We start from the raw sequence: 26,571 nt of genomic DNA, 5'->3' as shown, positions 1-26,571 counted from the left end.
GGCTTGCGTGACAAGGCCCTAACGGGTCTAGTCGCCAAAACCGCCAAAGGAGGGGGACCTTGGCAGATACTGCGATCACACTCGAAGACCGGACGCTCCGGCGCCGTGTCTGGGGCTGGATGTTCTTCGACTGGGCGCAACAGCCCTACGCGACGCTGGGCCTGACCTTCATCTTCTCTCCCTACTTCGCTGCCGTCGCCGCCGACATGTTCATGGCGCAAGGCATGGCCGAGGACGTGGCCAAGGCAAACGCGCAGGCGACGTGGTCGGGCGCGCAGACCATCGCGGGGTTGATCATCGCCTTCACCGCGCCGTTCCTCGGCGCATGGGCGGGGGCCACGGGCCGCAAGATGCCATGGTTCTACCTGTTCACGGTGATCGCCGTGATCTGTTCGGCCAGCCTGTGGTACCTGATGCCCGATGGCACCGGACTGATGTTCACACTGCTGATGTTCTGGATCGGGTACATCGCGGCGGAATCCGCCTTCAACCTCAACAACGCGATCCTGCCGACGCTGGGAGACCCCGAAAAGGTCGGACGGATCAGCGGCGGGGCGACGGCGTTCGGGTACTGGGGCGGCGTTCTGGCGCTGTTCCTGATGCTGCTGCTCTTTGCGGAAAACGATCAGGGCGTCACGCTACTGGGCAATCCGCCGCCCTTCGGCCTTGATGCCGAGGCGCGCGAAGGCACCCGCCTCGTCGGGCCGTTCATCGCGCTGTGGTTCGCCATCTTCATGATCCCGTACTTCATGTGGGTCCGCGACGTGCGGGGCGCCAGCGTCCCCCGACCGAAGGTGAAGGACGTGCTCGACCGGCTCTGGACCAACGTGCGGGCGGTGTTCCGCCGCCGGTCCTATGCCAGCTTCCTCTTCGCCTCGATGTTCTACCGGGATGCGCTGACGGCGGTGTATTCGTTCGGCGGCATCTACGCGCGACTGGTGCTGGGATGGGACCTGACGATGATCGGTATCTTCGGCATCATCGCCGCCATCGCGGCGGCGATCCTCAGCTGGGTGGGCGGCATGGCCGACCAGCGGCTCGGGCCCAAACCGGTGATCGTCTTCTGCTGCTGGATGCTGATCCTCGTGTCGACCATCGTCGTCGGCATGTCGCGCGAAAGCCTTCTGGGCATACCGCTTGCCGAAGGCAGCATCGTGCCCGACGTGATCTTCTTCGTCTGCGGCGCGATCATCGGCGGCGCGGGTGGCGCGATGTATTCGGCCTCCCGCTCGATGATGGTGCGCCACTGCACGGCAGAGGACGCGGCGGACGCCTTCGGCCTCTTCGCCCTGACGGGCCGCGCCACGGCCTTCCTTGCCCCGGCCCTGATCACGCTCTTCACCTACTGGTTCTCCAGCAACCAGCTGGGCTTCCTGCCGGTGATCTTCCTTTTCCTTCTCGGTCTGATTCTGCTACGCTGGGTGCAAGCAGAAGGAGATCGAGCGGTATGGTCCGAAACCTCCTCATCCTCGGCCTGACACTGGCGCTGGCCTCCTGCGGGGGGCCGCGTGACGCCTCGAACGGCAACACCCGCGCGTCGCAGGCCCCCCTGCCGCGCGTGACGGGCACACTGTCCACCAAGCAGGCCAAGCAGCTGTTCGGCGCCAAGCCGACCGCGTCTTCGCAAAGCCCCGAACCCTTCGGCGGCTATGCCCGTGGCTGCCTCGCCGGGGGCGCGCAACTGCCCGAAACCGGGCCGACATGGCAGGCGATGCGCCTGTCGCGAAACCGCAACTGGGGCCACCCCGACACGATCGACTACATCAGGAAACTGTCGGCCAGGGCCGCGCGCCATCCGGGCTGGAACGGGCTCTATATCGGCGATATCAGCCAGCCGCGCGGCGGCCCGATGCTGACCGGCCACCGCAGTCACCAGATCGGCATGGATGTCGACATCTGGCTGCGCCCTGCCGACAACCTGCAACTCAGCCGCGCGGCGCGGGAAAAGATCTCGTCGATCTCGATGCGCCGCGCCAACGGGGCGTTCACCAACGACAAGTGGACCCGCGCACACCACGAAATCCTCAAGGCCGCCGCGCAGGACCCGCGCGTCGAACGCATCTTCATCTTCCCCGGCGCCAAGGTCCGCATGTGCAAGGACGCGCGCGGCGACCGGTCATGGCTGCGCAAGATACGCCCGTGGTACGGCCATCACTACCACTTCCACGTCCGGCTCAAATGCCCTCCGGGCGCACCGGGCTGCCGCAACCAGAACCCGCCGCCCGCGGGTGACGGATGCGCCGACGCGCAGACATGGGTCGACAACATCCTCAACCCGCCGCCACCCGACCCGAACGCACCGCCGCCCAAGCCGCGCCGCGAACTGGTGATGGGAGACCTGCCCGCGCAATGCGCCTCGGTCCTGTCCTCCCGCTGATAGCGGCGGCGGGGCTCGCCGCGCTCACGCTCACCGGGTCCGCCGCCACGCCCGACAAGGCTGTCCACCACGGCTCTTTCCGCTGGTCCGAACCGCAGGACTGGTTCGGCGGGTTCTCGGGGCTTGAAGTGTCCGACGATGGCCGGACCTTTACCGCGCTGACGGATCGCGGCCTGATCGTGCGCGGCGCCTTCGTTCGCAAGGCGGGCCGCATCGCGGGCGTCCGCGACACCGCCATGACCCCCCTGCGCGACCCGAAAGGCCGGGTGCCCAAGCCGTTCGACCGCGACAGCGAAGGGCTCGCCATCCGCGCCGATGGCCGCCTCTTCGTGTCGTTCGAAGGCTTCCACCGCGTCTGGGTCTACCTCAGCGATGCCGCCGCCGCGTGGATCCCGCGCCATCCCGACTTCAAGGGAATGCAAGGCAACTCCTCGCTCGAAGCGCTCGCCGTGGACGCGGCGGGCAGGCTCTACACCATCCCCGAACGCTCCGGCAAACTGACGCGGCCCTTTCCCGTCTACCGCTATGCAGGCCGCAAATGGTCCATCCCGTTCACCCTGCCCCGGCGCGGCGGCTTCCTGCCGGTGGGCGCGGATTTCGGCCCCGACGGGCGGCTCTACCTGCTCGAACGGGAATTCACCGGCTTTGGCTTCCGCAGCCGCGTCCGCGCATTCTCCCTCCTCGAAGACCGGGTGAGCGGCGAAGAGACGCTCTTCACCACCTTCACCCGCCAGCACGACAACCTCGAAGGGATCGCCGTCTGGCGCGACGATGCGGGCCGCATCCGTCTGACCATGGTGTCCGACGACAACTTCCGCCGCATCCAGCGCACCGAGTTCGTGGAATACGCGCTCTTGCCATGACGCGCGGCGCGGCGTAGAGGGGCGCACTTCGGGCCGCCCCCGGCCCCATGTCGCCGCAACCATGTAAAAACGGGCAACCAGATCATGACTCGCTATCTTCCCGGCATCCTTGCCATGGCCGCCATTGTCGTGGCCTCGAACATCCTCGTGCAGTTCCTCTTTGGCCAATGGCTGACCTGGGGCGCGTTCACCTATCCCTTCGCCTTCCTCGTGACCGACGTGATGAACCGCGTCTATGGCCGCGCCGCCGCGCGGCAGGTCGTGTTCGCGGGCTTCGTCGTCGGCGTCATCTGCTCGCTGATCGGCACCCAGATCGTCGGAGAGTTCGGCCCCCTCGTCACCCTGCGCATCGCCATCGGGTCGGGCACCGCCTTCCTTGTCGCGCAACTGATCGACGTCGCCGTGTTCCACCGGCTGCGCGACGGCCCATGGTGGCGGGCACCGCTGGCATCGACGCTTGTCGGGTCCACCATCGACACCGCGCTGTTCTTCACCATCGCCTTTTCGGCCTCGCTGATGTGGATCGAGCCCTCAAATGACGTGTCCTGGGCGAACGAGATGCTGCCGATGCTGGGCGCCGGCCCCGTCGCGCCGCTCTGGATGTCGCTCGCCGTGGCCGATTGGGCGGTCAAGATCGCCATCGCATTGATCGCTTTGGTGCCATTCCGAGTCATTGTCGGAAAATTGATGGCCCGTCCCGCCTGATTTCGTTTGGCCTGCCCGGAATTCCATGCAACGATTCGGTCAGGCGAAACATTCAGAAAGGAGGTGATCCAGTGTCGAGAAAGATGTTGGAGAGAGGTGTCGGAACAGGTCAGGAGGTCCGCCTCTAGGGCAACCCCGCGGGTGCGAAACACCCTGACTTGGTGAGAGCCTAACCGGCCCCACCTCCGGACTTTCGAAAGGGCCGCTCCATCGCCGGAGTGGCCCTTTTTTCGTGCCCGCACCTTGAGCCAGATCAAGGCGGCCCCGTCCCGCGCCTGCCACCCTGTGACCAGACGAGGAGAGGCAGATGCAGAAAATCACCCTGACCGCCGCGATGGCGCTTTTCACCGCCGGATGCGCGCTGACCCCCGAACCCCGGATCGACGCGGCGCGTGGCGAACGGCTCTTCGCCGAAAACTGCGCCGCCTGCCACGGCAGGGACGCGCGCGGCGGCGGACCGGAATCGCTGGGGCTGGGGCAGGCCCCGCCCGACCTCACCACGCTCGCCCGGCGCAATGGCGGCACCTTCCCCACCTTCCGCGTGATGGGGAAGATCGACGGCTACACGACGGATGAAGATGCCGTATCGGCCATGCCGGAATTCGGCGCCTCGGGCCTTGGCCCGACCGTGATCATCGAAACGCCCGAAGGCACCGGCCTGCCCGTTCCGGCGGATTTGCTGGCGCTGGTGGCCTACCTTCAGACGGTGCAACGCTAACGCTTTTCGCCGCGCCGAGCTATTTGTACAGTTTGCAGGGGTGAACTGTACAAATTGTACAAAACAGGGGCGCGGAATGCTGCGGGTGACCGACCAGATCACGATCGAGGACTGGGAACTGACCGAACAGTTCGTGCGCGCCTCGGGTCCCGGCGGGCAGAACGTGAACAAGGTCGCCAGCGCCGTCGAGTTGCGGTTCGAAGCCGCCCGGTCGCCCAACCTGCCCCAACCCGTGAAGGCCCGTCTGAAACGGCTTGCCGGGCGTCGCTGGACCAAGGACGGCGCGGTCGTGATCCAGGTGGACGAAACACGCCATCAGGCCCGCAACCGCGACATCGCGCGCGACCGGCTGGCCGAACTGATCCGCCGCGCGACGGTCGCCCCGAAAAAGAGGATACGGACCAAGCCCACCCGCGGCTCGATCGAACGGCGCATCAAGGCCAAGAAAGAGCGGAGCGAAATCAAGACGTTGCGCGGAAAGGTCGATCCGTGATCAGGCGTGTCGCGGACCGGGAGGAGAGACAGGACAGATGACCAGAACCCCCACCTCCCGTATCGCCGGGATGCGCAACCTGTCCCCCGACGCCCGCCGCGAAGCGGTGGCCGACGCCGCCGGGCTGGATGCAGACATGGCCGCCCGCCTCGCCGGATCCGCCCTGCCCCTGCCGGTCGCGGACGGCATGATCGAGAACGTGATCGGCACGTTCGAACTGCCCATGGGCGTCGCCACCAACTTCCGGATCAACGGACGCGACGTGCTGATCCCCATGGCGGTCGAAGAGCCCTCTGTCGTCGCCGCCGCCTCCTACATGGCCCGGATCGTGCGCTCCTGCGGCGGCTTCACCGCCGACGCCGACCCGCCCGTCATGCGGGCTCAGGTCCAGATTCTGGGCGTTTCCGACCTTGATGCGGCGAGCCGTGCGCTGACCGAGGCGGAGGCAGAAATTCGTTCAAAAACAGATGCTTGCGACCCCGTTCTGGTCGAACTGGGCGGCGGCTGTCGCGGGATCGAGGTGCACCGCTTCCCCGACACGCCTGTCGGCCCCATGCTGGTTCTGCACCTGCTGGTCGACGTGCGCGACGCGATGGGCGCGAACTCGGTCAACACCATGGCCGAAACCCTCGCCCCCCGGATCGAGGACCTGACCGGCGGCACCGTCCGCCTCCGCATCCTGTCGAACCTCGCCGACAAACGCCTCGCCCGCGCCAGCCTGCGGGTCACGCCCGAGGCGCTGACCACCGACGCGCTGCGAGGCGAGGACGTGGCACGGGGCATCGTGGAGGCCGGAGCCTTCGCCATCGTCGATCCCTACCGCGCCGCGACCCATAACAAGGGCATCATGAACGGCATCGACCCGCTGGTCGTCGCCACCGGCAACGACTGGCGCGCGATCGAGGCGGGAGCCCACGCTTTTGCCGCAAGATCAGGGCGTTACACCGCGCTGACGACATGGGAGCGGGACGACGAAGGTGTGCTGGTCGGGCGGATCGAGTTGCCCATGGCGCTCGGCCTCGTCGGCGGCGCCACCCGCACCCACCCCGCCGCGCAGGCGGTGCTGAAGGTACTGGATGTCAGCAGCGCGGGAGAACTCGCCATGATCGCCGCCTGCCTCGGCCTCGCCCAGAACATGGCCGCCCTGCGCGCGCTCGCCACCGAGGGCATCCAGCGCGGCCACATGGCCCTTCACGCCCGCAACATCGCGATCACGGCAGGGGCCGAAGGTGCCGATGTCGACCGTGTGGCCAAGGCGCTGGCGGCCGGCGACGGACCGATCACCGTCGCCCGCGCGCAGGCGCTGCTGAAAGACTGAAATCAGACCTCGACGGCGATCCGGTCCTGAGCGCCGACGCCGAAGACGCGTTTGTACCGCGCGACCTCGTCTTCAGGGCCCATCGCCTTTTCGGGGTTGTCCGACAGCTTGACCGTGGCGCGGCCATCCGCCGACACCGCCTTGCACACCAGCGAGAACGGGGCAAGCGCGTCACCGGGCACCAACCCACGGAAATCGTTGGTCAAAAGCGTGCCCCACCCGAAGGACACGCGCACCCGGCCCGCGAACCGGTTGTGCAGTTCGATGATCTTTTCGACGTCCAGCCCGTCCGAGAAAATGACGAGCTTCTCGGTCGGGTCCTCCCCCCGCTCCTGCCACCAGCGGATCGCGGTTTCCGCGCCCGTCGCCGGGTCGCCGCTGTCGATGCGGATGCCCGTCCAGCCCGCCAGCCAGTCCGGTGCCTCGTCCAGGAAACCCTGCGTGCCGTAGGTGTCGGGCAGGATGATGCGCAGGTTGCCGTCGTGTTCCTCATGCCAGTCGGCCAGAACCTCGTAAGGCGCGTGGCGCAGCGCCAGGTCGTCGGGCGCAAGCGCGGCATAGACCATGGGCAGTTCGTGCGCGTTGGTGCCGATCGCCTCCACATCGCGGTTCTTGGCGATCAGGCAGTTGGACGTCCCGACAAACGCTTCGCCCAGCCCTTCAAGCATCGCCTGCACGCACCAGTCCTGCCACAGGAACGAGTGCCGACGGCGGGTCCCGAAATCAGCCAACCGCAAGCCTTCGAGGTCGCGCAACCGTTCGATCTTTTCCCACAGCTTGGTCATGGCGCGGGCGTACAGCACCTGCAATTCGAACCGTCCAAGCTCGTTCAGAACTGCGCGTCCGCGCAACTCCATCAGCACGGCAAGGGCGGGTATTTCCCACAGCATGACCTCGGGCCAGCTGCCTTCGAAGGTCAGCTCGTACTGATCGCCCACCCGTTCAAGGTGATAGGGCGGCAGGCGCAGGTTTTCGAACCATTCCATGAAATCGGGCCGGAACATCTGCCGCTTGCCGTAGAACGTGTTGCCGCGCAGCCAGGTGGACTCGCCCCGGCTGAGCGACAGGGAGCGGATGTGATCCAGCTGTTCCCGCAATTCGCCCTCGTCGATCAGGTCGGCAAGGGGCACGTGTTTGGACCGGTTGATCAGCGAGAACGTGACCTGCGTGTCTGGCTTGTTGCGGAACACCGACTGGCACATCAGCAGCTTGTAGAAGTCCGTATCGATCAACGACCGCACGATCGGATCGATCCTCCACTTGTGGTTCCAGACGCGGGTTGCGATGTCCAAGGCCGTCCCTCCAGCGCGGTATCAGCCGGCGTTGTGTACGACAGGGGCGCGGATGGGGCCAAGTCCTATTCCGCGAGCGCGGTCAGCCGCCCTGCAACACCACCCCCGCCCCGCGCATCTGGTCGAGGGCCGAAGCAAGGGAGCCGTCGAGGTCGATGGCGCGGCAGGCGTCGAGCAGGACGGTGGTGCCGAACCCAAGGCGAGCGGCATCGAGCGCGGAGTAGGCGACGCAGAAATCGGTGGCGAGACCGGCAAGGACCACGTCGCGCACGCCACGGGTGCGCAGGTAGCCTTCCAGCCCCGTGGGCGTGGTCCGGTCGTTTTCGAAGAAGGCGGAATAGCTGTCGATCCCGCGCCGGAACCCCTTGCGGATCACCATGTCCGCCGGGTCGGTGTGCAGGTCCGCGTGGAACGCGGCGCCGTCGCTGCCCTGCACGCAATGGTCGGGCCAGAGGACCTGCGTGCCGTAGGGCATCTCGACCGTCTGGAACGGATCAAGGCCCTCGTGCTGGGACGCGAAGGAGCTGTGATCGGCCGGGTGCCAGTCCTGCGTGAAGACCCGCACGGGGTAGTCGCCGAGCATCGCGTTGATGCGGGGCACGACGGCGTCGCCATCGGCCACGGCCAGCGCGCCGCCGGGGCAGAAATCGTTCTGAACGTCGATGACGAGAAGGGCGGTGTGATCGGTCATGGCGGCCTCCGGCTTTGTCCTTGGCGTAGGCGGGCGCGCGGGGAGGGTCAAGCTTGCGGCACCGCGCGCGGGCGCTTATGTGGCGGCGCATGTTCCACATTGCTGCTCTTTATCACTTCACCACCTTCGACGACCCGGCTGCCTTGCAGGGGCCGCTTTTGGCGCTGTGCGAAGAGGCGGGCGTGACCGGAACGCTTTTGCTGGCAGGTGAAGGGATCAACGGCACCATCGCGGGCCCCCGCGAGGGGCTGGACAGGGTGCTGGCGCATGTGCAGTCCATGCCGGGTTGCGCGGGGCTGGAGTGGAAGGAAAGCACAGCCACCGTCCCGCCCTTTCGCCGGATGAAAGTGCGCCTGAAGCGAGAGATCGTGACAATGGGCCAGCCGCAGGTGCGCCCGGCCGAAGGCACGGGCACCTACGTCGAGGCACAGGATTGGAACGCGCTGATCGAACGCGACGACGTGGCCGTGATCGACACCCGCAACGATTACGAGGTCGCGATCGGATCGTTCCGGGGCTCGATCGACCCGCAAACCAAGAGCTTTGGCGAGTTCCCCGAATGGTGGGCCGCCAACAAGGCGCGGTTCGCGGGCAAGAAGATCGCGATGTTCTGCACCGGCGGTATCCGGTGCGAGAAATCCACCAACTACCTGATCGGCGAGGGGGTGGAGGACGTGTTCCACCTCAAGGGCGGCATCCTGAAATACCTTGAAGAGGTGCCGCAGGAGGCGTCCACGTGGGACGGGGAGTGCTTTGTCTTCGATCAGCGCGTGTCGGTAGGGCATGGGCTGGAAGAAGGGCCGCACCTGTTGTGCCATGCCTGTCGCCGCCCGATCCTTCCCGAGGACCGCGACCGCCCGGAATACGAGGAAGGCGTGACCTGCCACCATTGCGCCGGCGAGAAGACCGAGGACGACAAGGCCCGGTTCCGCGAACGTCAGAAACAGATCGCGCTCGCCGCAAAGCGCGGCACCACGCACATGTGAAAGAGTCGGCGGGTCCTAGACGTGGCCCGCGTCGATCAACGCTTTCGCGGCGCGGTTGAACGCCTGCGCCTCGGCACTGTCGGGGGCGGACAGAACAACCGGCTCACCAGCATCACCCGCCGTGCGGACACCCATCGCAAGCGGCACCTCGGCCAGCACGGGAACACCCATGGCGGCGGCTTCGCGCACGGCACCACCGTGGCCAAAGATGTGCTCTTCATGCCCACAGTTGGAACAGACATGGGTCGACATGTTCTCGATCACGCCGAGGACCGGCACGTTCAGCTTGTTGAACATGGTCACGCCCTTGCGCGCGTCGTCCAGCGCGATGTCCTGAGGGGTCGATACGATCACCGCGCCCTTCAGTTCGGATTTCTGCGCCAGCGTCATGGGCACGTCGCCGGTGCCGGGCGGCAGGTCGACCAGCAGCACGTCAAGCTCCCCCCATTCCACCTGCAGCAGCATCTGTTGCAGCGCGCTGATCAGCATCGGACCGCGCCAGATCACCGCCTCGCCTTCGGGCAGCATGAAGCCGATGGACATGAGCGTGACGCCATGGCCCTTGAGCGGCAGGATACGTTTGCCATCGGGTGACGCGGGGCGCCCACGCACGCCGAACATCTGGGGCTGCGAGGGGCCATAGACATCGGCATCCAGAAGGCCGACGCGCTTGCCCTGCTGGGTCAGCGCGGCGGCAAGGTTGGCCGAAACGGTCGACTTGCCCACCCCGCCCTTGCCCGAGGCAACGGCGATGATCGTCGCCACGCCGGGCAGCGCCTGCGGACCGGCCTGGTGTGCCGCGGCCTTGCGTGGCTTCAGGTCGGGCGGCGGGGCCTTTGCCTCGTGTGCCGTCATCACGGCAGAGACGGACGTGACGCCGGGCAGCTGCGCCACGGCGGCTTCGGCGGCGTCGCGGACGGGTTTCATCGCCTCGGCGGTCTTGGGGTCGATTTCCAGCACGAAGCGCACCGCACCGCCATCGACGCCCAGCGCGCGCACAAGTCCTGACGCGGCCAGATCGGTGCCGTTCGGCAGGGTGATCCGCGCCAGCGCGGCCATCACGTCCTCGCGGGTTGCAGCCATGAAACTCCCCTTCGCTTGTCGCCTTGCAGTTAGGCGCTGATCCGGGGCGCGGCAATGGCAAAGGCGCGAAGGACGGACAATTCGCAGGGACCGTTTGAAACTTTTGCGCACCCCGCCGCGTGGCTTCGGACATCGAGCCGGCATCCCGCCGGACACATGCAAGGGAGAGACACCCATGAAGACCCTGAAACTGACAGCCATCGCCGCGCTGATCGCCTCGGCCTCTTACGCCGCCAATCCCGATGTCGGCGGCGCGCCGATGTTCGAGACGAAGAACATCGTGGAAAACGCCGTAAACTCGGCCGATCACACCACGCTGGTTGCCGCCGTGCAGGCCGCAGACCTTGTCGAGACGCTGCAGGGCCCCGGCCCCTTCACCGTGTTCGCCCCGGTGAACGACGCCTTCGCCGCGCTGCCCGCAGGCACCGTCGACACGCTGCTGAAGCCCGAGAACAAGGCGCTGCTGCAGAAGGTGCTGACGGCCCACGTGGTGTCGGGCAACTGGTCCGCCGCCGATATCATCGCCGCCACCAAGCGGTCGAAGGACGGGTTCTACCATTTCAACGCGGTATCGGGTGACGCGCTGTCGGCAAAGGTCGTGGGCGGCAACGTCTATATCTTCGATGAAAGCGGCAATGCCGGGAAGGTCACCATCGCGGATGTGAAACAGTCGAACGGCGTGATCCACGTCGTCGATACGGTGCTTGTCCCGAAATAAGGGGCAGGAGGGCAGGATCGGGTTGTCCCGGCTCCCCCTCGGGCCGGGTGGCCTGGATCCTGCCGCGAACAAGGGAATCCGCTGGTGCCCATCGCCGGCGGGGTCCTCCCCCGGTGCCGGGTGGCCCGGCAGCCTGGGAGAGTGGGCCGGGCAATCCGGTGACCGGGGAGGGCCGAAACGCGGGTCAGGCTGCGGCCCGCATCACTCGCCCGCGTTGTAGACGAACAGCGCCTCTCCCCCCAGCGTGTAGCCGTCGATCACCTCCCGCGCACGGTCCGACAACAGCCAGCTTTCAAGTCGCGCGACGGCACCGGCCTGCACATGGGGGTGACGTTCGGCATTCACGGGCAGGAAGGCATACTGGTTGAACAGCGCGGGATCGCCGGCGAACAGCAGCGCGAGCCCGCCGCGATTGCCGAAATTGAGCCAACTTGCACGGTCCGACAGGACATAGGCATCGAGCCCCGAAGCGGTATTGAGCGCGGCCCCCATCCCGGCACCCACCGGTTTGTACCACGCGCCTTCCGGCGCGATGCCGGCAGCGGACCAAAGCGCCAGTTCCGCCTTGTGCGTGCCGCTGTCATCGCCACGGCTGACAAACGCCGCCCCTGCCGTCGCGATGCGGGTCAGGGCCTCTGCCGCGGTGCCTGTATCGGCGATGCCCGCGGGATCGGCGGCGGGGCCGACGAGGATGAAATCGTTATACATCAGCGGCACCCGGCGCGTGCCGTGCCCGGCGGCGACAAAGGCCTCTTCAGCGCTGCGCGAATGGACAAGAACCGCGTCCACGTCCCCCGCCGCGCCAAGGCGCAGGGCTTGCCCGGTTCCGACCACCAGCAACTGCACCTCGATCCCGGTATCGCGCGCGATTTCCGGCAGCAGCACGTCGGCGAGGCCGGAGTTGTGGAAGGAGGTCGTCACCGCCATGCGCACCGTATCGGCCTGCGCGGCAAGCGCTGAAAGCAACAGGCCAAGCGACAGGATCAGGCGGGTCATCATTCGACGATGTCTCCCTTCAGGAAGGCGCGCGCGGCGTCGGTTGCGGGGGCCTCGAAAAAGTTCGGGGCGGCGGCGCGTTCGGCAACGCGGCCCTGATGCAGGAACACGACGTCGTCGGCAAGCCGCCGCGCCTGTCCCATGTCGTGCGTGGCAAGGATCAGGCGGCGGCCTTCGTCCCGCGCGGCGGCGAGGATCGCCTCGATCTCCCGCGTGGCAGCGCCGTCAAGCGCGGCGGTGGGTTCATCAAGGAACACGACGCGCGGATCGGCGATGAAAGCGCGGGCCAGCGCGAGCTTCTGCTGCTCCCCTCCCGACAGTGACCAAGCCGGGCGGCCCTTCATCGCGTCGAGCCCGACGCGCGCCGCCCAGTCGAGCGCCTGCGCCCGCGCCGACGCCCGCGACACGCCGCGCAGGCGCAAGGGGTAGGCGATGTTCTGCACGACGGTCCGGCGCAGCATGACCGGGCGCTGGAACACGAAGGCAAGCTGCGGGCGGGCGTCTTCGGGCGGGCAGGCCCATGCGATCCGCCCTGCGGACAGGCGCGCGGTGCCGTGCAGCAGCTTCAGAAGCGTCGTCTTGCCGGACCCGTTGGGACCCATCACCACGGTGATCCCTTTCGCATCCAGCGTCAGGTCGACCGGGCCGACCAGCACCCGCCCGCGGCGGGAGGCCTTTGCCCCCTCGACCGTCAGGGGAAACAGCGCGCTCACCACCTGCCCTCCCGTTCGGTTTGGCCCAGCCAGTGCGTGACGAGGTTCACCGCCAGCGCCAGCGCGATCAGGACGAAGCCAAGCCCCAGCGCCAGCGCGAAATCGCCGCGCCCGGTTTCCAGCGCGATGGCGGTGGTCAGGACGCGGGTGGCGTGGTCGATGTTGCCTCCGACGATCATGATCGCGCCGACCTCCCCGATGCCACGGCCGAACCCGGCAAGGGCCGCCGTGATCAGCGCCCGGCGCGCGTCCCACATCAGGGTCGTGATCTTCTGCCACGGCGTCACGTTCATCGCGATCAAGAGGTCGTGGTATTCGCTCCACAGATCGCGGAGCGACTGGTGCGCGACCGAGGCGATGAGCGGCACCAGGATGATGACCTGCGCGATGACCATGGCCGAGGGCGTGAACAACAGACCCAGCACCCCGAAGGGCCCCGAACGGCTGAGCAGGATATAGACGATCAGCCCCACCACGACCGGCGGCAGGCCCATCAGCGCGTTCAGTATCGCGATGGTCAGACGCCGCAGGCGGAACCGCTTGACGGCGAGCAGCGCGGCCAGCGGAAAGGCAATCGCAGACGCGATCAACAACGCGGTCAGCGTGACGCGAAGGGAGCGCAACGTGATCTCGACCAGTTCGGGATCAAGCGTGGCCACCATCCAGAAGCCCTGCGCCAGCCCGGCCCACAGATCGCCCATGTCAGGCCTCTATTCGCATGTGGCGGCGCATCACGGGCACGGGGCCAAAAGCGACGGTGCAGGGGTCATGCGACGAACTCCGCAACCGGGCGGATCTGCCCGGTGAGCAGCCCGCGCCAGTTCTGGATATCCGGCGTCAGGCGGGCCTTGGCCGCCGGATGCTGCGGGTCGAGCACGCCAAGCCGGATCAGCAGCGCCGCGATCGCACATTCCGACGCGCGCGTCGCCCCGTCGGTGATCTTGACCGCGATGCCCATCTGCTTTTCGGGCAGGATCGCGACGAACACACCTTCGGCCCCGGTCTTGATCGCGGCCTTGCCGCCCATCGCGCGCATCAGGTCGGTGCAGGCGCGGGTTTCCCCGGCGACGAGTTCGGGATGCGCCATCATCGCCGCGACGAGGTCCGCCGCCGCCCGCGATGCGGTGTCGCTGCGGGTGTGGGCCCCGGCGAACCACGCCATCGCGCGCGCCAGCCCGTGCATCGTGGTCGCGAAATTGGGGGCCGAGCATCCGTCGATGCCAAAGCCGGGCGACGCCTCTCCGGTCGTCTCTTCGAACGCGGCAAGCGCGGCGCGCTGCACCGGGTGGTCGGGGTCCACGTATTCCGGCCCGGCGCCAAGGTGGCGGGTGAGGGTCAGGAACCCGGTATGCTTGCCCGAACAGTTGTTGTGGACCTGGCAGGGCGTTTCGCCGGCGCGGATCAGACCGTGACGCGCGGTCTTGTCGTTGGGCGGCTGCGGGCCGCATCGCAGGGCATCGTCACCCAAGCCCAGCGCATCCAGCCACGCGGTGACCCGGTCGGTATGGATCGCCGCGCCCTGGTGGGAGGCGCAGGCCAACGCAAGCTGTTCGGACGTCAGCCCGTGCGCGCGGGCCGCGCCCGAGGTCAGAAGCGGCAGCGCCTGTATCATCTTGGCAGACGAGCGCGGCAGTATCACCTCTGCCGGATCGCCCCATGCCTCGACCACCTGCCCGTCCCCGGCGCAGATCACGGCATGGCCGTGATGCTTGCTTTCAAGGAAGGGGCCGCGCCAGATCTCGACCATGGGGGCAGGGTGCGACATGAAACCTCGCGTTTTCGTCAAGCGGAAATCTGCCAAGAGGCCTTCCACCGCTCTGCAGCTTTGCGCTAGTGTGTAGCCGTCGAGCCAGAAATGGTCCATGACCCCTGCCGACAACACGGCCGTCGAGGGCCGGAGCGCAGGACAGTTGAGGTAAAGCGCAGCTTGGAGGCTGGAGCCATGCGATTTTTCAACCTTCGCCACATCGCGGTATGCGCCGCGTTGATCGGCGCGCACGGCGCGCAGGCGCAGGAAGTGAGCACCAACCGGGTCGCGGCAAAGACCGACTGGAGCGTGTTTGAAGGGGACAACCCGCGGGAATGCTGGGGCGTATCCGCCCCCAAGGAAACGGTGAACACCCGCGACGGGCGTGTCGTGGCCGTGCGCCGGGGCGACATCCTTTTGATGGTCTTTTACCGCCCGGCGGCGGGCAAGGACCCGCTGGTCGCCTTCACCGGCGGCTATCCGTTCAAGAGCGGGTCGACCGTGAACGTGGCGGTGGGCAGCAACAGTTACGAATTGATCACCGATGGCGAATGGGCATGGCCCGCGACGCCTGCCGACGATGCCAAGCTGGTCGCCGCGATGAAACGTGGCGCCGACGCCGTCCTGACCGCGCAATCGGGCCGGGGCACGGTGACGAAGGACACGTTCTCGTTGCTGGGCTTCACCGCCGCGATCGAAGAGGCCGAGAAACGCTGCCAGGGCTGACGCCGCAAGAATTTTCGCAGGAAAATTCTGACACACCGCAAGGGGGGCAACGCTGCCCCTCTTTTTCTTTGCGCATCGATGCTATATCGGGCGGGACTTCTCATGTGAGGACAGCAACATGCCCGGCGCTCCGGTCACACAGGACGTACTGACGATTCCCCGCAAGTTGCCGGAGGGGCCGGTGAACCTTGTCGGGTTGACGCGGGCCGAGATGAAGGACGCGCTGGCCGCAGCCGGGACGCCCGAGAAACAGCTGAAGATGCGCGTGAACCAGGTCTGGCAGTGGGTCTACCAATGGGGCGTGCGCGACTTCGACGCGATGACGAACCTGTCGAAAGCCTACCGCGTCCTTCTGGCCGAGCATTTCGTGATCGCCCTGCCCGAGCTTGTGACGCGGCAGGTGAGCGAAGACGGCACCCGCAAGTACCTTGTCCGCATCGCCGGCGGTCACGAGGTCGAGGTCGTCTATATCCCCGAGGAAGATCGCGGCACGCTCTGCGTGTCGAGCCAGGTCGGCTGCACGCTGACCTGTTCGTTCTGCCACACCGGCACGCAGAAGCTGGTGCGTAACCTGACCGCCGGAGAGATCGTGGGCCAGGTCATGCTGGCGCGGGACGACCTCGGCGAATGGCCGAAGCCCGGTGAGCCAAAGGACGAAACGCGCCTGTTGTCGAACATCGTGCTGATGGGAATGGGTGAGCCGCTTTACAATTTCGACGCCGTCCGCGACGCGATGAAGATCGCGATGGACCCCGAAGGCATCTCCCTCTCGCGCCGCCGCATCACCCTGTCGACCAGCGGTGTGGTCCCGGAAATCGCCCGTTGCGCGGAAGAGATCGGCTGCCAGCTGGCCGTGTCCTTCCACGCCACGACGGACGAGGTGCGCGACGTGCTGGTGCCGATCAACAAGCGCTGGAACATCGACACGCTGCTGGAGGCACTGAAGGCCTATCCGCGCCTGTCGAACTCGGAACGGATCACGTTCGAATACGTGATGCTCGACGGCGTGAACGACAGCGATGAAGACGCGCACCGACTGGTCAAGCTGATCGAAGGCATCCCCGCCAAGATCAACCTGATCCCGTTCAACGAATGGCCCAGTGCGCCCTATCAGCGGTCCTCGAACAACCGCATCCGGCGGTTCGCCGATATCATCTACAAGGCCGGGTATGCCTCCCCCATCCGCACGCCGCGCGGGGAGGACATCATGGCCGCCTGCGGACAGCTGAAATCCGCGACCGAACGCGCCCGGAAATCCAAGGCGCAGATCGCCGCCGAAGCCGGGCTGTAACCTCCGCCGCGACGCGCAAAAATTTTCCTGCGAAAATTTTTGCGCCGGATGTCGATTGGGCGGTCTCCCGTTCGTCTTGTTCGTGAAAGCCCATGCTTTCAGGGACAGACAGAGGAGACTTACCATGGCCCTTGCAACCACACTGACCATCGCCGCGGGGGTTCTCGCGGCCACGACGGCGGGGACCTACCTGCTGCCGCGCAACGTCGATGTCCAACGCAGCGCCGTGATCGACGCCACCCCGGCCGAGATCATCGCGCTTGCCTCGTCGACCGACGGGTTCCAGCGGATCAACCCCTACGCGTCGGCCGATCCGGCGCTCAAGATCACGCCCTTCGGCCCGGTGGCGGGCGTCGGCAGCGGGTTCGCGTTTGACGGCAAGGATGGCAAGGGCACCCAGACGGTTGCCTTCGTCAGCGACACCCGCGTCGTTTATGACATCGACATGGGCGCGATGGGCAAACCCACGCAGATGATTGACCTCGAACAGGTCGAAGGCGGCACGCGCGTCACCTGGTCGGTCGAGGCCGACATGGGCCACAACCCGGTCTTCCGCGTCTTTGGCCTCTTCATGGATGGCATGATGGGCGCTACGTTCGACCAGGGCCTCGCCAACCTCGCCAAAGCCACCGCCTGACAGGGAGCCAGACCAATGCAATACACTTTCCTTCTTTATTCGAACCCTGCCGATTTCGCCGATATGGGCCCCGAGGACTGGGCCAAGTCGAAAGCGGCCTACCAGGCCTATATCGCCGCGTTGCAGGAAGCAGGAGTATTCGTGGCGACCGACTGGCTGCAACCGGCCTACACGGCAACCACGATCAGCCTGAAGGATGGCGAGGCGCGGGTGCATGACGGACCCTTCGCCGACACCAAGGAGACGCTGGGCGGGTCCTTCACGGTCGAGGTGCCGGACCTCGACACGGCGATGGACTGGGCGCGCAAATGCCCCGCCGCGCAGACCGGCAAGGTGGAGATCCGCGCGTCCGCCATGAACGGATGACACCCGATGCGACCCGCGCCGCCGATCTTGCGGCGCGGGACAGCTATGGCCGCCTGCTGGCCATCATCGCCCGCCAGACGGGCGATATCGCTGCCGCCGAAGATGCGCTGGCCGAAGCCTTTGCCACCGCCCTTGCCACGTGGCCACGCGACGGGGTGCCCGACCGGCCGGATGCGTGGCTGCTGACCGCGGCGCGGCGCAAGCTGATCGACGCCCAGCGCCGCGCCGCACGGATGGATGTGACCGACACGCCCCCGGAACCCGATCCCTTGCCCACCGATCCAGACCGCCTCCCAGACGACCGGCTGCGCCTGATGTTCGTCTGCGCCCACCCCGCCATCGACACCCGCATCCGCACGCCCCTGATGCTGCAAACCGTGCTGGGGCTGGAGGCTGCGGACATCGCCAGCGCCTTCCTCGTGTCGCCCGCCGCGATGGCGCAGCGACTGGTGCGCGCCAAGGCCAAGATCCGCGCCAGCGCGATCCCGTTCACAGATCCTTCGCCCGAAGACCTGCAACCCCGCCTCACCGCCGTGCTGGAAGCGATCTATGGCGCCTTCGCGCTGGACTGGCTGGCGGGGCCGGGCGACCTAAGCGCCGAGGCGTTGTTTCTTGCCCGGCTGGTCGTGCGACTGGTGCCGGACGAGGCGGAAGCGCTGGGGCTGGCCGCCCTCGTCTGCCAGGTCGCGGCGCGCAGGCATGCGCGGGTGCGGGACGGGATTCTGGTTCCGGTGGAGGAGCAGGAGACCGGGGCGTGGGACGAAGCCCTTGCCGAGGAAGGCGCGCGGTACCTGATGGCGGCGCAAAGGCTGGGCAAGCTGGGTCGCTTCCAGCTGGAAGCGGCGATCCAGAACGTGCACCTCGCCCGGCGTGACAGCGGGGTCACCGACTGGCGGGCGCTGTCGCAGCTTTATGCCGGGCTTTTGCAGATCGCGCCGACGCTTGGTGCCGCCGTCAGTCGCGCGGCGGTGGTGGGCGAGGATGCAGGACCCGAGGAGGGGCTTGCCCTGCTCGACACGATCGCGGCCGCGGATATCGCAGGATTTCAGCCCGCATGGGCGGTCCGTGCGCATCTTCTTGCAAAGACCGGGGAACATGTCGACGCGCGCACGGCCTATGACAAGGCGATCGCGCTGACCGGGCATCCCCCGACCCGACTGTTCCTTGTCCAGCGCCGCGACGCGCTGGAAAACGGCCCCAGAATTACCTTGAATTGACACTATTCAGGTCATGGTAAGAGGCTATCTGTATCGTCAGTCCTGCGATGATGGAGGAGTGAGACGATGGCTTATGCTGCACAGGATCCGTTGGTCATGTCACAGGTGTTCAGCCTGGTCGCCCGCGAAGTGCGCCGCGCCTCGTCTGAAAGCGACCTCAAGAAACGGCTGGCGTCAAAGGGATACGGCATCCGCAAGTCGCCGCAGGGGCGCGTCCTTGTCACCATGCCGCACGGTGTCGAACTGGGGCTTTTGCCGCTCGGCTGAAAGGCCGCCCGCCTAGCGGCCGGCAGCCTTTCCCTTGGCAACACCATCGAGAAACACGGTCACGACATCCGCCATCTCGGCCGTCTGGCTGTGGCCATGCGAATGGCCATGGTCAGAGGATGACGTACTGTGCGACTTGTGGCTCGACGCGCCGAGCCGCGCCAGAAGCGCGATCAGCAGACCCGTCGTCAGGTACACGCCGCCAAAGATCAGCGATGCGACCACCGGGCCAAGCTCTGCGGCGATCAGGGTCCACCCCGCCGCCGTCAGAAAGCCAATGCCGATTGCCGCGCAGATCGCGGCAATCGTGTATTCCAGACCGCGCGTCGCAACGCGGGTCACGTGGTCTGACAGGCTCACGGCGCGTTACCGGCCGTTGCGGGTCATGTAACCCAGCAGGAAACCAAGCCCTGCCGCGATGCCCAGCGTGGCGCTGGGATTGGCGCGGGCCTTCTCGATCGCGCGCGCGCCGAGGACCTGAGCCTGTTCCTGCAGATCGGCTGCCGCGTCGCGGGCAGCGTCCGCACCGTCGGCGATCTTGACGCGGGCCGCGGCGGCACCCTTGGCCGCGCGTACGCGCAGGTCGTCCTTCTTGGCCTCTGCCATGTCGGACATTTGTTCGGCGAGCGAGGCGATGTCCGCCTGCAGCTGCTCGATCTGGTCGTTCAGCTCCGCAAATTCCTTGGGTGCCGATTTTCCGTTCGTCTGTGCACGTGCCATTTCAGCCTCCGTCCAAATAAGTGTTCAGCGACGCAACGCGCTGCACCGGGACGGGTTCCATCGGCTTCAGGAGGCTTCGTCGAATTCCTCGATGATCTTCACGGCGTCTTCGGCGGAATCGACGAAATGGAACAGGTCGAGGTCCTCGGGACTGATCGTGCCCGCATCCGATAAGGCATCCCAATCCACGATCTTGCGCCAGAACGCCTCTCCGAACAGCAGGAACGGTACCTTTCGCATGCGTCCGGTCTGGATCAGCGTGAGCGATTCGAACAACTCGTCCAGCGTTCCGAACCCGCCGGGGAAGACGCAGATCGCCTTGGCACGCATCAGGAAATGCATCTTGCGGATCGCGAAGTAGTGGAAGTTGAAGCACAGGCCCGGCGTCACGTATTCGTTCGGCGCCTGTTCGTGGGGCAGCACGATGTTCAGCCCGATGGACGACCCGCCCGCATCCTTGGCGCCGCGGTTGCCCGCCTCCATCACGCCCGGTCCGCCGCCCGTCACGATGACGTCCTCGCGGCCATAGCTTTGCATGGATTTCAGCGTCATCAGGCGGGAGAACTCGCGCGCCTCGTCATAGAATTTGGACAGGTCGCGCAGCGTCTTGGTGCGGGCCTTGTCCTTCTTGGCGGGTTCGGGGATGCGGGCCCCACCGAACAGCACGATGGTCGAGGTGATGCCGCGTTCGTCGAGGATCATCTCGGGCTTGAGAAGTTCAAGCTGCAAGCGGACGGGGCGCAGTTCGTCGCGGCACAGGAACTCGGGATCCGCAAAGGCAAGCCGATAGGCCGGCGCCATGGTCTGTGGCGTCTGGGGGACCTCCTCGGCAACCTGGCGGTCGCTCCCGGCATCGCGCATGGGGCTGTGACGGTCGTCTTTCATCGCTGGCACGTCCTTTGCATTCGTGTTCTGTCTGTCTAGCGTCCCGGCGGCGCAGGCACCAGTCAGGAGAGCGTTATGATCGGACCCCCGGAAATTGCCGCCGCCGCCGACCGGATCAGGGGCCATGTGCGGCGCACGCCGGTGGTCGAAGGCATCGCCGGGGCGGTGATGCTGAAACTGGAACACCTGCAGCACACCGGAAGTTTCAAGCCGCGCGGCGCGTTCAACACGCTGCTGTCGCAGGATGTGCCGGCGGCGGGGGTCGTGGCGGCCTCGGGCGGCAATCACGGGGCCGCGGTTGCCCATGCCGCGCGCGCGCTGGGGCATCCCGCGCATATCTTCGTGCCCGAGATCGCCGGGCCGTCGAAGATCGCCTTGATCGAACGCACCGGCGCGGAGCTGACGGTGGTGCCCGGTGCCTACGCCAATGCGCTCGACGCAGCGCGGGAGCACGAGGAACGGACCGGCGCGATGCAGGTCCACGCCTATGACGCGCCCGGCACCGTCACCGGGCAGGGCACCCTCTTTGCCGAGTGGGAGGCGCAGGGGCTGGACGCCGATACCGTCCTGATCGCGGTAGGCGGCGGCGGGCTGATCGGCGGGGCGCTGGCGTGGTTCAACGGGCGGCGGAAGGTCGTCGCGGTGGAAAGCGAGGGCACGGCAACCCTGCACACCGCGCTGGCCGAGGGACCGGATGCCCAGATCGTACCCGCAGGGATCGCTGCCAACGCGCTTGGGGCATCGCGGATCGGGCGCATCGCCTATGACCTTGCCAAGCGTGACGGGATCGACAGCGTCGTGGTCACGGACGCCGCGATAGCCGACGCCCAGCGCCTGCTGTGGCAGGAGATGCGGCAGCTGGTCGAACCGGCAGGGGCCGCCGCGCTGGCCGCCCTGGCATCCGGCGCCTACCGGCCCGCAAATGGCGAAACCGTCGCCGTTCTGGTATGTGGAGGGAATATTGCACCCGATCCTTTGACCTCGTGAGTTTCCGTCATGCGCCTGTGCATTGCTTCCATCCTGATATGGTTGGGATCGTTTTCGGTTGGCGTCGCTTGTTTCGCCCCGCCGCCGGAAATCGCCGCACCGATGCACGAACTTGTCGCTCGTACGGACATCATCGTGCTCGCCAAGGCCGTCCGCCCCCATCCGAAACAGCGCGCAGCGTTCGGTAGGTTCGCAAATAGGCAATTCGGAGCGCGAAGCCCGGTACCGTTTTTCAAGGTGATAGAGGCGCTGAAAGGCGATCCCGGCAGGCATGTCGTGGTACCTAACGGAGCGTACTGGACACGCGACCAGATCCCGCCGCAGGCTGATTACAACGGGCACCGCGAGCCGCTGGTCTGGAGCGGGGCAGCGTTTCGGGCCCCGAACACGCCCGCCTGCACGGTTGAGCCCAATTTCCGCGAGGGTGAAACCTATCTTCTGTTCCTCGGCCATCCGCATTGGCGGGGTTATGAACGGATCGCTACCGCCGACGACCTTTGGCTTGCTACGGTACGTCGGATGATCGCCGATCCGACCGTCCGGATCGGTGTCGACGTCACGCGGGCCGAATGGCTGAAGATGCACGCCTATGCGTTCTTCGGGAGGGTCGAAAGCTGCGTCGGACCGACCATTCGCGTGACCGAGGTGTTGAAAGGCGACCTGCCGCGCCTTTGGCGCCCGCCGCCGGGGTCCGTGCCAATGAGGCAGTTTGGCGGGAAACCGCACGCTGCGAGGTCGCATCGCAACGGGTTGCCCTGCGTCGAAGGCAGGGCTGTTTTCGCGCTTGGGCATGGTCCGCAAACCTACGAAGGGCGGACCCGGTTGGCAGACGCGTTTCCGATCAGTGATGGGGAAATCTTTCTGGCTCCCTATGAGCGCAGGCAGCGGAATTACCGCCTGACGGGGCCGGACGCCATGTCCGTCGAGGCGGTTCGACAGCTGTTCGATTGAAGCCGGGGCGATCACACCGTATACGCCCCCGGAACCTGAACACACGGAGGCCTCATGTCGAACGCAGCCCTGGAAACCGCCATCGAAGCCGCGTGGGACGCGCGCGACACGATCACGCCCGGCACCACCGGCGAGACGCGGGAGGCGATCGAAGACACGCTGAACGCGCTCGACAGCGGCACGTTGCGCGTCGCTGAAAAACAGGATGACGGGTCGTGGCACGTCAACCAGTGGGCCAAGAAGGCCGTGCTGCTGGGCTTCCGCCTGAAGGACATGGAACAGCAGGCAGGTTCGCCGCAGGGCGGGGCCTGGTGGGACAAGGTCGACAGCAAGTGGAAGGACTGGGGTGACAACGAATGGGGCGCGGCGGGCTTCCGCGCTGTGCCCAACTGTGTTGTCCGCAAGTCCGCCTTCATCGCGCCGGGCGTGGTGCTGATGCCGTCCTTCGTGAACCTCGGCGCCTATGTCGACAGCGGCACGATGGTCGACACTTGGGCGACCGTCGGGTCCTGCGCGCAGATCGGCAAGAACGTGCACCTGTCGGGCGGCGTGGGGATCGGCGGCGTGCTGGAACCGATGCAGGCCGGGCCGACGATCATCGAGGACAACTGTTTCATCGGCGCGCGGTCCGAGGTCGTCGAAGGCTGCATCGTGCGCGAAGGGTCTGTGCTGGGCATGGGCGTCTTCATCGGCCAGTCGACCAAGATCGTCGACCGGGAAACCGGCGAGGTCATGTACGGGGAGGTGCCGCCCTATTCGGTCGTCGTTGCAGGCTCGATGCCGTCGAAGAACAACGTCTCGCTTTACTGCGCGGTGATCGTGAAACGGGTGGACGAGCGGACCCGTTCGAAAACCGGCATCAACGAGCTGTTGCGCGATTGATCCCGAACGGGGGTCGGCTGACGAGCAGCCGACCTACGGCGCCGCGGGGATGTAGGTCGGCTGGTTTCCAGCCGACCCCCTTCAGCGGCGCTTGCGGCTGACCTTGGCCGCTTTCTTCTTCGACTTCACGACCCGCCGCTTGACCGGGGCCTTCTTGCGGCCTCCCGCCTTGGGGCCGCGGTGCAGGGTCTCGCCCTCGATCTCGATCAGCTCCATCGCCAGGCCGCCCGTCACCGGTGCTGCCTCGGTCAGGCGCACGACGACACGTTGGCCCAGGCTGATCACCCGGCCCGTTTCGCTGCCCATCAGCGTGCCGCTGTCGCGGTCGAAGGCCCAGTATTCGTTGCCGAGGTTGCGCATCGGGATCAGGCCGTCGGCACCGGTTTCGTCCAGTTTCACGAAGACCCCGAATTTCGCGATCCCACTGATACGTCCGGTGAAATCCGAACCGACCCGTTCCGACAGGAAGGCCGCGAGGTAGCGATCCGTCGTGTCCCGCTCGGCGATCATCGACCGGCGTTCGGTTTCCGAGATATGGGCCGCTGTCTGTTCCAGCCGTTCGATGTCCTGCTCGGACAGGCCGTCATCCCCCCAGCCATGCGCCGAGATCAGCGCGCGGTGCACGATCAGGTCGGAATAGCGGCGGATGGGCGAGGTGAAATGCGAATAGGCCCGCAGCGACAATCCGAAATGGCTGAAGTTCGACGGCGAGTAATAGGCCTGCGTCATCGACCGCAGGACGCTCATGTTGATGAGCTCCGCCTCGTCCGTGCCCTCGGCCGCATTCAGCAGCGCGTTCAGGTGCTGGGTTTTCAGCACCTGCCCCTTGGCCAGCGTCAGCCCGGCCGCCTCTGCCGTGTCGCGCAGGCTTTCCAGTTTCTCCGGCGGCGGCTCCTCGTGGACGCGGAACAGAAGCGACGTGCGCTTGGCGATCAGCGTCTCGGCGGCGGCGACATTGGCCAGCACCATCGCTTCCTCGATCAGCTTGTGGGCATCGTAGCGGTCGGAAAAGGCGACCGAGGTCACATTCCCGTCCTCGTCCAGCACCACCTTGCGTTCGGGCAGGTCGAGGTCGAGCGGCTGCCGTGCCGCGCGCGCCTTTTTCAGCGCGGCATAGGCGGCGTAGAGCGGTTTGAGAACGTCTTCGACGAAGGGCGCGGTTTTCTCGTTCGGCTCCCCGTCGATCGCCTTCTGGACTTCCTCGTAATTCAGCGAGGCGGGTGACCGCATCAGCCCGCGCACAAAGCGGTGGCCGATCTTCTCTCCGGCGGCGTTCAGGCGCATATCCACCGCGATGCAGGCGCGCGGGACACCTTCGTGCAGCGAGCACAGATCGCCCGACAGCCGGTCGGGCAGCATCGGCACGACACGGTCGGGGAAATAACTGGAATTGCCGCGCTTGCGGGCCTCGTAGTCAAGCGCCGTGCCGGGGCGGACATAGTAGGCGACATCGGCGATGGCGACCCACAGGATGTGCCCGCCCGCGTTCTTTGGATCGGTGTCCGGAAGGGCGCATACGGCGTCGTCGTGGTCCCGCGCATCGGCGGGGTCGATGGTGATGAGAGGCAGGTCGCGCAGGTCTTCGCGGCCCTTCAGGCCTGCCGGTTTCATGGCGTCCGCCTCGGCAATCACCTCGGGCGGGAAATCGTCAGGGATGCCGTGCTGGTGTATGGCGATGAGCGATACCGCACGGGGGGCCGTCGGGTCACCCAGCCGCGCCACGATCCGGGCCTTGGGCAGGCCAAGCCGGGCGCGGGGGCCGGTCTGTTCGGCCTCCACCAACTCGCCGTCCTTCGCCCCATGCGTCGCGCCCTCGGGCACCAGCCATTCGCGGTCGGCCTTCTTGTCGACGGGCTGGATGCGCCCGCCTTCCGATCCCTTGCGGAAGATGCCGACGATGCGGGGAGCCGTCTGGCCGATACGTCGGATCAGGCGGGCTTCGTAGTGGTGTGTCTCGCCTTTTACCTCGGTCAGGCGGGCGAGGATGCGGTCGCCTGCACCCATCGCCGGATCGGTGGCACGCGGCAGCAGCAACACCTTGGGTTCCGGCCCTTCGCCATGCCATTCCATGGGCCGCGCGAACAGGTCGCCGTCCGCGTCAGGGGCCATGACTTCCAGCACCGAAACCGGCGGCAGGCGGTCGGGGTCGCGGTAGGTCTTCTTGCGCTTTTCCAGATGCCCTTCCTCCTCCAGCTCCTTCAGCAGGCGCTTGAGGTCGATCCGCGCGGCACCCTTGATCCCGAAGGCCTTGGCGATGTCGCGTTTCGAAGTGAGGGTCGGGTTCTCCGCGATCCACTCGAGGATCTCGGGCTTGGTGGGGATCTGGCTCATGCTTGGGAGGTAGCACGGGCGGCAGGCGGCGTCATTTGGGTATTTCCGGAAAGATGAAGCCGGAGGTCGGCGGCCGTGTCGACATCGTGCAGGGTGTCGATGGTGGCAGTGCGCAGGTGGCCGAGGGAAGCGATGGTATCAGTTCGGGCGTGTTCGGTGGACCAGCGTACGTTCTGGAACAGGGTGGCGGGCGGGGTGCGCGGGTGCTTCAGGCCGATCAGCCAATAGCCACCGTCCGGCGCGGGGCCGAGCGTGGCGTCGTGCGAACCAAGCGAACGGAAGGCGCGGGCGATGTGGGCGGGCGTGATGCCGGGAATGTCGGCACCGATGGTGCAGGCGGGGCCGGGCGGCAGGCTGCGGAAGGTGCGGGCCATGCGCTGGCCGAGGTCCCCGGTGCCTTGCGGGATACGCGGCAGGTGCGCGGGCCAGGTTCGGCTGGTGAGGCCTTCGACATCGGGGGAAACGGCGAGGACAAGCTGCCAGCGCGGATCGTCGAGGCGGCGGAGCAATGCGCGGGTCTGGTGGCGGAACCACCACGCGGCGGCGATCATGCCGATATCGCGGCCAAGGCGTGTCTTGACGCGGCCGGGGTGAGGTTCCTTGACCATCAC

The 26,571-nt window shown here is 66.7% G+C and carries 30 protein-coding genes; 18 read left to right on the top strand and 12 right to left on the bottom strand.

From position 1 onward, the window contains the following. Nucleotides 1-119: 119 nt before the first annotated feature. The 7 genes from ATO11_RS11645 (at nt 120) to ATO11_RS11615 (ending at nt 6,474) form a co-directional block, all read left to right on the top strand. Nucleotides 120-1,478 carry an MFS transporter gene (locus tag ATO11_RS11645; RefSeq protein ID WP_050531024.1) on the top strand — a complete coding sequence of 453 codons (1,359 nt, stop codon included), beginning with the start codon at nt 120-122 and terminating at the stop codon, nt 1,476-1,478. Continuing rightward, nucleotides 1,448-2,377 (top strand): penicillin-insensitive murein endopeptidase, encoded by a 930-nt coding sequence (mepA, locus tag ATO11_RS11640; RefSeq protein WP_050531023.1) that lies wholly within the window; start codon nt 1,448-1,450, stop codon nt 2,375-2,377. The genes ATO11_RS11645 and mepA overlap by 31 nt, the downstream gene beginning before the upstream one ends. Then, the gene (locus ATO11_RS11635; protein ID WP_050531022.1) at nt 2,350-3,240 is read left to right on the top strand and encodes an esterase-like activity of phytase family protein; all 891 of its coding nucleotides are present in this window, start codon (nt 2,350-2,352) and stop codon (nt 3,238-3,240) included. Before mepA ends, ATO11_RS11635 begins: the two co-directional genes overlap by 28 nt. Before the next feature lie 84 nt (nt 3,241-3,324). Beyond that, entirely contained in the window at nt 3,325-3,945 is a 621-nt protein-coding gene (locus ATO11_RS11630; RefSeq protein ID WP_050531021.1) for a queuosine precursor transporter, read from the top strand. A gap of 307 nt (nt 3,946-4,252) precedes the next feature. Then, nucleotides 4,253-4,663, top strand: coding sequence for a c-type cytochrome (locus tag ATO11_RS11625; protein ID WP_050531020.1), 411 nt, complete (start codon nt 4,253-4,255; stop codon nt 4,661-4,663). 76 nt (nt 4,664-4,739) lie between these two features. Next, nucleotides 4,740-5,156, top strand: a complete 417-nt coding sequence (gene arfB, locus ATO11_RS11620; RefSeq protein ID WP_050531019.1) for an alternative ribosome rescue aminoacyl-tRNA hydrolase ArfB — start codon at nt 4,740-4,742, stop codon at nt 5,154-5,156. Nucleotides 5,157-5,193: 37 nt separating this feature from the next. Continuing rightward, nucleotides 5,194-6,474, top strand: a complete 1,281-nt coding sequence (locus ATO11_RS11615; RefSeq protein ID WP_050531018.1) for a hydroxymethylglutaryl-CoA reductase, degradative — start codon at nt 5,194-5,196, stop codon at nt 6,472-6,474. Between the two features lie 2 nt (nt 6,475-6,476). On the opposite strand, the gene pncB is transcribed toward ATO11_RS11615, so the two are convergent. Continuing rightward, nucleotides 6,477-7,766, bottom strand: a complete 1,290-nt coding sequence (pncB, locus tag ATO11_RS11610) for a nicotinate phosphoribosyltransferase (RefSeq protein WP_050531017.1) — start codon at nt 7,764-7,766, stop codon at nt 6,477-6,479. An 82-nt stretch (nt 7,767-7,848) separates the two neighbouring features. Then, the gene (pncA, locus tag ATO11_RS11605; protein WP_050531016.1) at nt 7,849-8,457 is read right to left on the bottom strand and encodes a bifunctional nicotinamidase/pyrazinamidase; all 609 of its coding nucleotides are present in this window, start codon (nt 8,455-8,457) and stop codon (nt 7,849-7,851) included. Between the two features lie 89 nt (nt 8,458-8,546). Between pncA and trhO the strand changes: the two genes are divergently transcribed. After that, the gene (trhO, locus tag ATO11_RS11600) at nt 8,547-9,443 is read left to right on the top strand and encodes an oxygen-dependent tRNA uridine(34) hydroxylase TrhO (RefSeq protein ID WP_050531123.1); all 897 of its coding nucleotides are present in this window, start codon (nt 8,547-8,549) and stop codon (nt 9,441-9,443) included. A gap of 15 nt (nt 9,444-9,458) precedes the next feature. Here trhO and ATO11_RS11595 read toward each other — a convergent pair whose 3' ends face one another. After that, complete coding sequence (locus ATO11_RS11595) at nt 9,459-10,526, bottom strand: Mrp/NBP35 family ATP-binding protein (RefSeq protein ID WP_050531015.1); 1,068 nt, start codon at nt 10,524-10,526, stop codon at nt 9,459-9,461. Nucleotides 10,527-10,701: 175 nt separating this feature from the next. Between ATO11_RS11595 and ATO11_RS11590 the strand changes: the two genes are divergently transcribed. Further along, the gene (locus ATO11_RS11590; protein WP_050531014.1) at nt 10,702-11,244 is read left to right on the top strand and encodes a fasciclin domain-containing protein; all 543 of its coding nucleotides are present in this window, start codon (nt 10,702-10,704) and stop codon (nt 11,242-11,244) included. Nucleotides 11,245-11,445: 201 nt separating this feature from the next. Here the strand turns inward: ATO11_RS11590 and ATO11_RS11585 are convergent, their stop codons facing one another. The 4 genes from ATO11_RS11585 to ATO11_RS11570 form a co-directional block, all read right to left on the bottom strand. Beyond that, the gene (locus tag ATO11_RS11585; protein ID WP_050531122.1) at nt 11,446-12,240 is read right to left on the bottom strand and encodes an ABC transporter substrate-binding protein; all 795 of its coding nucleotides are present in this window, start codon (nt 12,238-12,240) and stop codon (nt 11,446-11,448) included. Next, complete coding sequence (locus ATO11_RS11580) at nt 12,240-12,953, bottom strand: energy-coupling factor ABC transporter ATP-binding protein (RefSeq protein WP_050531121.1); 714 nt, start codon at nt 12,951-12,953, stop codon at nt 12,240-12,242. Before ATO11_RS11580 ends, ATO11_RS11585 begins: the two co-directional genes overlap by 1 nt. Further along, the gene (locus ATO11_RS11575) at nt 12,950-13,654 is read right to left on the bottom strand and encodes an ABC transporter permease (protein WP_050531013.1); all 705 of its coding nucleotides are present in this window, start codon (nt 13,652-13,654) and stop codon (nt 12,950-12,952) included. The genes ATO11_RS11580 and ATO11_RS11575 overlap by 4 nt, the downstream gene beginning before the upstream one ends. A gap of 65 nt (nt 13,655-13,719) precedes the next feature. After that, nucleotides 13,720-14,718 carry an asparaginase gene (locus ATO11_RS11570; RefSeq protein WP_050531012.1) on the bottom strand — a complete coding sequence of 333 codons (999 nt, stop codon included), beginning with the start codon at nt 14,716-14,718 and terminating at the stop codon, nt 13,720-13,722. A 177-nt stretch (nt 14,719-14,895) separates the two neighbouring features. On the opposite strand from ATO11_RS11570, the gene ATO11_RS11565 reads away from it, so the two are divergent. From ATO11_RS11565 to ATO11_RS21815, 6 genes are all read left to right on the top strand, one after another. Continuing rightward, nucleotides 14,896-15,426: an invasion associated locus B family protein gene (locus ATO11_RS11565; RefSeq protein ID WP_050531011.1), complete on the top strand. Its 531-nt coding sequence runs from the start codon at nt 14,896-14,898 to the stop codon at nt 15,424-15,426. A 118-nt stretch (nt 15,427-15,544) separates the two neighbouring features. Then, the gene (gene rlmN, locus ATO11_RS11560) at nt 15,545-16,717 is read left to right on the top strand and encodes a dual-specificity RNA methyltransferase RlmN (protein ID WP_050531010.1); all 1,173 of its coding nucleotides are present in this window, start codon (nt 15,545-15,547) and stop codon (nt 16,715-16,717) included. 124 nt (nt 16,718-16,841) lie between these two features. After that, entirely contained in the window at nt 16,842-17,354 is a 513-nt protein-coding gene (locus ATO11_RS11555; RefSeq protein ID WP_050531009.1) for an SRPBCC family protein, read from the top strand. 15 nt (nt 17,355-17,369) lie between these two features. Next, nucleotides 17,370-17,720 (top strand): YciI family protein, encoded by a 351-nt coding sequence (locus ATO11_RS11550; RefSeq protein ID WP_050531008.1) that lies wholly within the window; start codon nt 17,370-17,372, stop codon nt 17,718-17,720. Further along, on the top strand, nt 17,717-18,937 hold the full coding sequence (locus ATO11_RS11545; RefSeq protein WP_050531007.1) for an RNA polymerase sigma factor: 1,221 nt from the start codon (nt 17,717-17,719) through the stop codon (nt 18,935-18,937). Before ATO11_RS11550 ends, ATO11_RS11545 begins: the two co-directional genes overlap by 4 nt. A 66-nt stretch (nt 18,938-19,003) precedes the next feature. Continuing rightward, nucleotides 19,004-19,204 carry a hypothetical protein gene (locus ATO11_RS21815; RefSeq protein ID WP_134643103.1) on the top strand — a complete coding sequence of 67 codons (201 nt, stop codon included), beginning with the start codon at nt 19,004-19,006 and terminating at the stop codon, nt 19,202-19,204. A 12-nt stretch (nt 19,205-19,216) separates the two neighbouring features. Here ATO11_RS21815 and ATO11_RS11540 read toward each other — a convergent pair whose 3' ends face one another. The 3 genes from ATO11_RS11540 to ATO11_RS11530 all read right to left on the bottom strand — a co-directional run bounded on the left by ATO11_RS11540 (nt 19,217) and on the right by ATO11_RS11530 (nt 20,809). After that, the gene (locus ATO11_RS11540; protein ID WP_050531006.1) at nt 19,217-19,564 is read right to left on the bottom strand and encodes a hypothetical protein; all 348 of its coding nucleotides are present in this window, start codon (nt 19,562-19,564) and stop codon (nt 19,217-19,219) included. Nucleotides 19,565-19,570: 6 nt separating this feature from the next. Continuing rightward, nucleotides 19,571-19,924, bottom strand: a complete 354-nt coding sequence (locus ATO11_RS11535; RefSeq protein WP_050531005.1) for a DUF883 family protein — start codon at nt 19,922-19,924, stop codon at nt 19,571-19,573. A 66-nt stretch (nt 19,925-19,990) separates the two neighbouring features. Beyond that, on the bottom strand, nt 19,991-20,809 hold the full coding sequence (locus tag ATO11_RS11530; RefSeq protein ID WP_050531004.1) for an LOG family protein: 819 nt from the start codon (nt 20,807-20,809) through the stop codon (nt 19,991-19,993). Nucleotides 20,810-20,884: 75 nt separating this feature from the next. On the opposite strand from ATO11_RS11530, the gene ATO11_RS11525 reads away from it, so the two are divergent. The 3 genes from ATO11_RS11525 to dapD are packed head-to-tail and all read left to right on the top strand — an operon-like array spanning nt 20,885 to nt 23,629. Further along, on the top strand, nt 20,885-21,796 hold the full coding sequence (locus tag ATO11_RS11525; RefSeq protein WP_050531003.1) for a threonine/serine dehydratase: 912 nt from the start codon (nt 20,885-20,887) through the stop codon (nt 21,794-21,796). A gap of 9 nt (nt 21,797-21,805) precedes the next feature. Then, nucleotides 21,806-22,747: a hypothetical protein gene (locus ATO11_RS11520; RefSeq protein WP_050531002.1), complete on the top strand. Its 942-nt coding sequence runs from the start codon at nt 21,806-21,808 to the stop codon at nt 22,745-22,747. Nucleotides 22,748-22,801: 54 nt separating this feature from the next. Further along, a complete protein-coding gene (gene dapD / locus ATO11_RS11515; protein WP_050531001.1) occupies nt 22,802-23,629 on the top strand; it encodes a 2,3,4,5-tetrahydropyridine-2,6-dicarboxylate N-succinyltransferase in 828 nt (275 codons plus the stop codon). 81 nt (nt 23,630-23,710) lie between these two features. Here dapD and rnr read toward each other — a convergent pair whose 3' ends face one another. Together rnr and ATO11_RS11505 are read right to left on the bottom strand one after the other, a co-directional pair. Continuing rightward, nucleotides 23,711-25,960 (bottom strand): ribonuclease R, encoded by a 2,250-nt coding sequence (rnr, locus tag ATO11_RS11510; RefSeq protein ID WP_050531000.1) that lies wholly within the window; start codon nt 25,958-25,960, stop codon nt 23,711-23,713. Continuing rightward, nucleotides 25,957-26,568, bottom strand: coding sequence for a TIGR04282 family arsenosugar biosynthesis glycosyltransferase (locus tag ATO11_RS11505; protein ID WP_082176283.1), 612 nt, complete (start codon nt 26,566-26,568; stop codon nt 25,957-25,959). Before ATO11_RS11505 ends, rnr begins: the two co-directional genes overlap by 4 nt. Nucleotides 26,569-26,571 lie beyond the last annotated feature (3 nt).

Origin of the sequence: Pseudaestuariivita atlantica (assembly GCF_001205715.1) — a bacterium.
GTDB classification, from domain to species: Bacteria; Pseudomonadota; Alphaproteobacteria; order Rhodobacterales; family Rhodobacteraceae; genus Pseudaestuariivita; species Pseudaestuariivita atlantica.
This window is presented reverse-complemented; position numbering and strand designations above follow the sequence as displayed.